Source organism: Motilibacter deserti (genome assembly GCF_011250635.1).
GTDB classification, from domain to species: Bacteria; Actinomycetota; Actinomycetes; order Motilibacterales; family Motilibacteraceae; genus Motilibacter_A; species Motilibacter_A deserti.
In genome coordinates this window covers 165,545-172,934 of sequence record NZ_JAANNP010000001.1, presented here as the reverse complement: position 1 = coordinate 172,934, position 7,390 = coordinate 165,545, and the positions used below count along the sequence as shown (strand labels likewise).

The following is a 7,390-nucleotide window of genomic DNA, read 5'->3' as shown; positions in this document are numbered from 1 at the left end:
GCGACCACCTCCGAGATGGCCCGCAACGTCTCCGAGGCGGCGAGCGGTACGGACGAGATCGCCGCGAGCGTAGGCGCGGTCTCGGCCAGCGCGCGCGACACCGCCGAAGGCGTCGCCCAGGCCCAGCGGGCTGCGGACGACCTCACGCGGATGTCCGCCGAGCTGCAGAGCCGGGTGGCGCGGTTCACCGTCTGACGCGCGCGGTGGCGCTACGTCGGTGCTGTCACGTCCGGGGCGCGGGCGTACCGGCCGGGCGTGATCGAGGGTCCGCCCGGCCTCCCTTCGCAGTTCCATCCGAAGAGGCCAGCCGCGGGTTCTCTACCGGCCGTCGAGCCGTCGCCGCTGCTGAAACCTGCGCACCGGGTGACCCAGCCGACCCTGGCGTCGAGGAACGAACGGGCCCTCGCCGCTCGTCTTCCTTGGTACATCGCCCCGTCCGGGTGTGATGTCCGGATAGGATGATGTGCCAGTCACGTTCGGTGATCTGCCAGTGCGGGTAGCCCGGGAACGGGTTGATGTGGGAGATGCGGTTTCCCAAGGCCGTTAGCCCACCTATCCTTGGTACTCACCGCCTCTGGCGGAGGAACGTCCGTGGAGGAGGACACCGTGCCGCTCTCCGAGCACGAGCAGAGGCTGCTCGAGCAGATGGAGCGGGCGCTCTACGCCGAGGATCCGAAGTTCGCTTCTTCCCTGCGTGGCAGTGACCTGCGAGTGCTGCACCGTCGCCGGGTGGTGAAGGCCGCGGCGGGCTTCCTCGTGGGTATCGGGCTCCTGCTCGCGGGCGTCATCACCCCGCTGATCCCGCTCGGCGTCTTCGGCGCCGTGGTCATGATCGCTTCGGCACTGTTCGCCGTGCACAGCTGGCGACAGATCCCGTCGCCCGGCGCTGTGCCCGCCGCCGGCTCCGGCCCTCGGCCTACGCGCCGGCAACAGGGCAGCCGCCGCTTCATGGACCGCGTCGAGGAGCGGTGGAACCGGCGCCGCGAGGACGGGCGCTGACCGCGGGTCCGCCCGTGCCTTGTTCAGGTCCCTAGGGGCCAGCCCGCTGCACTGCTGCGGGCTGGCTCTTCGCTCGCTCGGGCGTCTGCACGCTCTCCTCGACGGCTGTCCGCTCGTGGGCTGCTGAGCAGCCTGGGCTGCTGAGCAGCCTCGGCTGCTGAGAACGCCTGCCCAGCGGACCCCTGGCGCCCGGTCGCTGCGGATTCCGCTTTCCCGCACAGTCGGGCAGGGCACAGGCCCATGAGTTAGACGAGGGACCACTGGAACGATCCCGTCGACGGTCCAGGTCCAGCTCTCGAGTAGCTCTCCGCCGGTGGTGGTTCGTCGCAGTACGTCTGCCGCAGCACGACTCGCGCCGCATCACCCCGCCGCAAGGACCGGCCGCGCCGACCGCATCGACTGCGCCCGCGACGACCGCATCGACCGAGCCGAGCCGCGCCGACCGAGCCGCACCGCCCGGGCCACGGCGACGGTGCCGCGCAATGCGCGGTGGCTCGCCCCGCCGCGCAAAACGCCTCAGCGACCACCCGCACGGCGACAGGCCGCGCCGTGGCAGGGCGTCTCCCGTCCGCTGCCGACGCCGCCGGCTCGCGCGCGCCGAGGAGCGCGCCGCCTCACCCGCGGCGCGGCGTGAGGCGTACGCGGATCCCCTGGACCCCCGCGTCGACCCGTCGGGCGGCCGCCGCCCGCCGGGTGCGGCTCCCGTCGAGCAAGCTCAGGGTCGTCGACCGGGGGAGCAGCAGCGCACGCAGCCGCGCGCTGCGGGAGGAGGCTGCCCGCAACTGCGCGCGCACGGTCGCCTCGTCGGCCACCACCCCGCCCTCGGACGGGCCCGCCGCCTCGGAAGCGCCGGTGTCGCGGGCGTAGCGCGCCCGCTCGTACGCCGACGCGATCCGGCCCAGCGCCGCGCCGCCGGCCGCGTCGAGGGAGAAGGTTGCGCCTAGCCGTTCGGCGAACTGCCGCGGCGTCTGCGGCCCGGCGCCGCGCATCCCGAGGTCCAGTGCGGTGTCCCGCAGCTCGTCCCAGGCACCGAGCACCGATGCGCGCGACGGCTGGCCCGGCCGGAGCCGCCGGCGTCGCAGGGACCGCCGCAGCAGGGCGGGCACCGAGACCACCACTACGACGAGGAGCGTCACGGCCACCGCGGTCCAGGGGATGTCCGGGCCGTTGCCTCCGGCGCCGGCGCCGGACTCGTCGGCGTTCGTGTCCGAGTTCTCGTCGCGGCCGCCCGAGCGCTCGGTCGGGCTGGCCGACGGGGCGGCCGACGAGCTCGCCGACGCCGTGGGCGTGGGGGTCGGCTCGCCGCGCAGCGCGTCGATCGAGGCCGCCGAGGCGTAGCTGGGCCGCGAGCTGCCGTCCTGGCTCTCGGGCGTCGGCTCGAAGCGCAGCCAGCCGAAGCCCTGGAAGTAGAGCTCGGGCCAGGCGTGCGCCTGCTCGTTGGTGACGGTGTAGCGGTAGCCGTCGCCGTCCTGCTCGCGCTCCTGGCCGGGCAGGTAGCCGACCGCCAGCCGTGCGGGGATCTCGAGCTGTCGGGCCATGACCACCATGGCGGTCGCGAAGTGGGTGCAGAAGCCGCGCTTGTCCCGCAGGAACTGCGTGATCAGCTCGGTGCCGTTGGGCGGCTGAGGGGCGTCCTCCGCGTAGGTGAACCCGCCACCCTCGCGAAGCCACTGCTGCAGCGCCCACGCCTTCTCGTACGGCGCCGCGCCGCGGCCGATGCCGGCGTCGTCGAGGGCCTCCGTGATCGCCTCGGTGACCCCCTCACCACCCCGCTGCTGGAACAGCCGCCCCCCGGCTTCGCCCATCTGCTCGGGGCTGGGGACGGTGGCGGCCAGCAGCTCGGCGGCGGGGGCGTTCGGCTCGTTCCAGACCACCGAGTAGTCCTGGTCGTCCACCGCGCCGCGCTCCTGCGCCACGACCTCGCGGACCCGGGGGAAGAGCGTCCACTGCCCGTCCAGCCCGCTCACGCGGCCGACCTGGTAGGGGAGCGGGAGATAGCGCGAGTTGAGCCGTTCGACGTCGACGTCGAGCTCGCGCGGGCGGCCGGCGAGCACGGGAGGCACGGACAGGTCCGAGCCCTCGACGACCGGGGTGCCCTCCGCCGTCGGCGCCGGCTCCCACCGGTCCCCGTCGAACTGCTCGTAGACCAGCGTGCGCAGGTAGGGCGCGTTGAGCGGGTCGTCGGCTCCGGTGCCGGGGGTGGGCCGGACCGTGTAGCTGAGCACGTCGAAGGTGGTCCTGCGGTTGAGGTCGTTGCGCAGGCCGAGCAGCGGGTCCCCGCTCCCGTTGCCGCTCCCCGAGCCGTCGCCGGACCCGTCGGCACCCGGACCGTCGCCGAGCAGGCCGAGGTCGAGGCCGGGCACGACCGCGGGGACGAGGACGGCGATCCCGACCGCGCCGGCGCCGACCCGCCGCCCGATCGCCGACAAGGGGCTGGAGTCGACGACCCCGTTGCGGCGGCGGCCGGCGCCGAGCGTGCGCCCCCAGCGGCCGACCCGCTCGCGCGACTCGGCCAGCAGGATGGCGAGGTAGCCGGCGGCCCCGAGCGCGAACGCGAGCCACGGCACGCCCTCCGGCACGATGGCGGCGGGTACGCCGTAGAGCGCGAGCAGCGGCAGCCCGGCGAGGGCCGGCTTGCGCAGCGTCACGACGAGCGTGTCCACGAGCACGGCGAGCAGGCCCAGGCCGCCGGCGGCCAGCAGCACGAGCGGGCCGAGCGTGGGGACGGGGGTCGCGAACGCCTGGACGGCGGTGAACCCCTCGTCGGTCAGGGTGCGCAGCCGGTCCATCGCCGCCGGGCTCGGGACGAGGCCGAAGGGCGCGACCTCGCGCGCCCGGGTGGCGACGAGCAGCAGCAGCAGCGCGGCGACGCCGCCGAGCGGCACGAGCAGGCGCGGCAGCCCGATCCGGCGCAGCAGCTCGCAGGCGGCGATCGGGACGACCACCGCGAGGACGACCGAGGGCAGCCACTGCCGGTCCTCGTAGATCGGCCAGAGCGCGGTGGCCGCCAGCAGGACCGCGAGCGCCTCTGCGATCACCAGCCGGAGCCGGTTCGTCATGCCGTTCCCTTCGATGTCGCAGGCTCGGGTGTCGCAGAGTCCGACGTCCCGGCGGTCGGGACGCCGGTCGAGGGCCTTCGACCGGGCGCGTTGCCGGCGAGGCCGGCCCAGGCGGCGTCGACGGGGTCGCCGGCGCCGAGGACGGCCACCCGCCAGCCGGCCCCGCGCAGCATCGTGGCGGTGGCGCGGGTCCGGGCGGCCTCGGTCTCGCGGGTGCTCGGGTTCGAGGACCACGTCGAGGCGTCGAGCAGCAGGGCGACGGCGGTGCGGCCGGGGCCGGCGTGGCCGGCGAAGGCCTGGGCCTCCTCGGCCTCGAGCGCCCCGAGCACGGCGACGAGCAGGCTGTCGCCGCCCCGTCGCAGCGCGGGCGCGGCTGCCCGAAGCGCGCTGGCGCCCGACGGGCCGACGACGGCCAGGGCGTCGAGCAGGGCCACCCGGGTGTCGGCGGGGTGCCAGGCCTCGCTGCCCGGGCCGGCCGGCATCGTGCCGTCGGCGAGCACCAGCCGGACGAGGTAGCGCCGGTCGGCGAGGTGCGCCCCGATGCTCGCGGCGATCCCGACGGCCTGCTCGAAGGAGGAGGCGGGGCCTTCCCCGCGATGGGCGTTGACCCGCGTGTCGAGCAGCACGGTCGCACGGCTCTGCCACGGCTGCTCCTCGCGGCGGACCATCAGCTCGCCGCGGCGAGCCGTCGACCGCCAGTGGACCCGGTGGAGCGCGTCGCCGTGGCGGTACTCCCGGGTGGAGACGTCGTCCTCGCCGGCGGCGGCGACGGACCGCGCGCGGCTCGTCCCGGTCCCGGCCAGCGCGCCTCCGAGGACACCCCCGGGCAAGGGCGTGATCGCCGGGGTGACCACGAGCGTGTCCGTCGCGGTGAACGAGCGGTGCAGCTCGCACATGCCGAACGGGTCGGTCAGGCGCACTCCGAGCGGCCCCAGGATGAACCGGCCGCGCACGTCGGAGCGGACCGGGTAGCTCACCGCCCGCGAGCCCTGAGGCTCGACGCGGTCCAGGACGAAGCGCGGGCGCGAGCCGAGGACGTACGGCACGCGGTCCTCGGCGAGCAGCAGGCCCGTGGGCAGCCGGGAGACGTTGTCGAGCCGCAGGTGGACGACGGCCTGGTCGCCGGCGCCGACCCGGGGCGGGTCGAGCCGCCGGGTGCAGGCGATGCGGTACTGGCTGCGGGTCACGACGAACGCCGAGACCAGCGGCACGGCGGCGAGCAGCACGCCGACGCGCAGGACGTCGTGCTGGTCGAGCAGGTAGGCCAGCACGCTCGCCGCGATGCCCGCCGCGAGGAAGCTGCGCCCGCGCGTGGTCAGGCCGGACAGGCCGCCCCGCAGCTGGCCGAGGACGCGACGCCCCGGCACCGGCCTACCGCCCCGCCGGCAGCGGCACCCGGGCCACCAGCTCGGCGACGATCCGGTCCGAGCTCCGGCGGGCCATCTGCGCCTCCGCCGTCGGCAGCAGCCGGTGGGCGAGGACCGGGACCGCGAGCGCCTGGATGTCGTCCGGCAGCACGAAGTCGCGGAAGTCGAGCGCGGCCCACGCCCGGGCCATGCGCACGAGCTGGAGCGAGGCGCGCGGAGAGGCCCCGAGCCGCAGCTCGGGAGAGGTGCGGGTGGCCGTGACGAGGTCGACGACGTAGCGCTTGACCTCGGGGGAGACGTGCACGGAGCGGACGGCCTCGGTCAGCGCGGCGACCTCGGAGGCGTCGGCCACGGCGGCGAGGTCGTCCAACGGGGACGCCGCGCTGTGGCTGTCCAGCATCGCCAGCTCGGCCTCGGCCGCCGGGTAGCCCATGGACACCTGGGCCATGAAGCGGTCGCGCTGGGCCTCGGGCAGCGGGTAGGTGCCGTCCATCTCGATCGGGTTCTGCGTCGCGATGACCATGAACGGCGTCTCGAGCTGCCAGCTCCGGCCGTCCACCGTGACCTGCTGCTCCTCCATGCACTCGAGCAGCGCGGACTGGGTCTTCGGGGAGGCCCGGTTGATCTCGTCGCCGACCACGATGTTGGCGAAGATCGCGCCGGGCTTGAACTCGAACTCCCGGCGCTCCTGGTCGTAGACCGAGACCCCGGTGATGTCGCTCGGCAGCAGGTCGGGCGTGAACTGGATGCGCGAGACGCTGCAGTCGAGCGAGCGCGCGAGGGCCTTGGCCAGCATCGTCTTGCCGACTCCGGGGACGTCCTCGATCAGCAGGTGGCCCTGCGCGAGCAGGGTCGCGATCGCGACCTTGACGACGTCGCCCTTGCCCTCGATGACGCCCTGCACGGCGCCCCGGATGCGGCCGACCACCGTCGCCACGTCCGACAGCGTCATCGGGGCGTCGGGGCCGGCGGGCCCGCGGCCCAGCGGAGCAACAGCGGTCACGAACAAGCCCTCCTCGGCTTATGGAGCCTCGTCGCACGGGGAGGGCAGGACCCGCCCACAACTCCCGGAGGACGTCGTCTCCGTCCATCCGGGCGCCACACATCGGCGGGACGTCGGTGCCGTCCCGTACGGCCTCGCCAACGAACGAGAGGCACAGCCTTCTCCCGCCCCCGACGGCAGCGATCCCAGCGTACGTCTGCCCGGGCGCGCAGGGAGTGCTTCCGCACTGCGACCAGCCCTCCCGATGGCCCCCCGGCGGCTTCCGCCGGGGTGCGCGAACCCATGCCATAGCCGGACCCCGGCCCCGCTCCGGCCCCGCGACACGCGTCGGCGAGCGGGAGCGGCGGGGTGGATCTGGGGGAGCCGTGTGGAGTAGGGTGGGGCATCATGGAGGAACAGGGAGCGATGAGGGAGCCTCGGGGGAGCGGAACCCCCGCTCCGGGAGCTCTCCGCGGGGAGGGGGAGGCGTGGAGCCGCTCTTCCTCGGCACGCACACCCCTCGCCTGGACGAGAAGGGCCGGCTCTTCCTCCCGGCCAAGTTCCGCGAGGGCCTCGCGGAGGGCCTCGTGATGACCAAGGGCCAGGAGGGCTGCGTGACGGTCTGGCCGGTCGAGCAGTTCCGCCGGGTGGCCGACGCGATGGCGGCGCGGCCCTTCACCGAGCGCGAGTCCCGCGTCCTGCAGCGGCTCTTCCTCTCCGACGCGGTCGACGACGTCCCCGACAAGCAGGGGCGCGTGACCGTCCCGCCGGTGCTGCGCCAGCACGCGGGCCTGGACCGCGACGTGGTCGTGGTCGGCATGAACAAGCGGGTCGAGATCTGGGACGCCACCCGCTGGCGCGAGTTCCAGGAGCAGGAGGCCGAGTCGTTCGAGCGGCTCGCCGAGGAGGTGCTGCCCGGCCTGCTGTGAGGCAGGCGGCGCCCGCGCGCTGCGGTCTCCACCCGCCCTTCCTCTCGCCTCCTG

The 7,390-nt window shown here is 74.9% G+C and carries 5 protein-coding genes and 1 pseudogene; 3 read left to right on the top strand and 3 right to left on the bottom strand.

Annotated features, from left to right (window positions below):
• A pseudogene (locus tag G9H71_RS00760) lies at positions 1-195 on the top strand (methyl-accepting chemotaxis protein); the annotation flags it as partial.
• Positions 196-606: 411 nt separating this feature from the next.
• Positions 607-999 (top strand): DUF3040 domain-containing protein, encoded by a 393-nt coding sequence (locus G9H71_RS00755; protein WP_166278804.1) that lies wholly within the window; start codon positions 607-609, stop codon positions 997-999.
• Between the two features lie 614 nt (positions 1,000-1,613).
• Here the strand turns inward: G9H71_RS00755 and G9H71_RS00750 are convergent.
• Genes G9H71_RS00750 through G9H71_RS00740 form a run of 3 tightly spaced genes read right to left on the bottom strand, consistent with a single transcriptional unit; the run spans position 1,614 to position 6,377 of the window.
• Positions 1,614-4,058 (bottom strand): transglutaminase family protein, encoded by a 2,445-nt coding sequence (locus tag G9H71_RS00750; protein ID WP_166276447.1) that lies wholly within the window; start codon positions 4,056-4,058, stop codon positions 1,614-1,616.
• Positions 4,055-5,425 (bottom strand): DUF58 domain-containing protein, encoded by a 1,371-nt coding sequence (locus G9H71_RS00745; protein ID WP_331272643.1) that lies wholly within the window; start codon positions 5,423-5,425, stop codon positions 4,055-4,057. The genes G9H71_RS00750 and G9H71_RS00745 overlap by 4 nt, the downstream gene beginning before the upstream one ends.
• A 4-nt stretch (positions 5,426-5,429) precedes the next feature.
• A complete protein-coding gene (locus G9H71_RS00740) occupies positions 5,430-6,377 on the bottom strand; it encodes an AAA family ATPase (protein ID WP_166278798.1) in 948 nt (315 codons plus the stop codon).
• 518 nt (positions 6,378-6,895) lie between these two features.
• On the opposite strand from G9H71_RS00740, the gene mraZ reads away from it, so the two are divergent.
• Complete coding sequence (mraZ, locus tag G9H71_RS24840; protein ID WP_331272641.1) at positions 6,896-7,336, top strand: division/cell wall cluster transcriptional repressor MraZ; 441 nt, start codon at positions 6,896-6,898, stop codon at positions 7,334-7,336.
• Positions 7,337-7,390 lie beyond the last annotated feature (54 nt).

Coding starts and splice junctions, on each gene's coding strand:
- G9H71_RS00750 (WP_166276447.1), bottom strand. CDS start 4,058: ATGACGAACCGGCTCCGGCTGGTGATCGCAGAGGCGCTCGCGGTCCTG.
- G9H71_RS00740 (WP_166278798.1), bottom strand. CDS start 6,377: ATGACGCTGTCGGACGTGGCGACGGTGGTCGGCCGCATCCGGGGCGCC.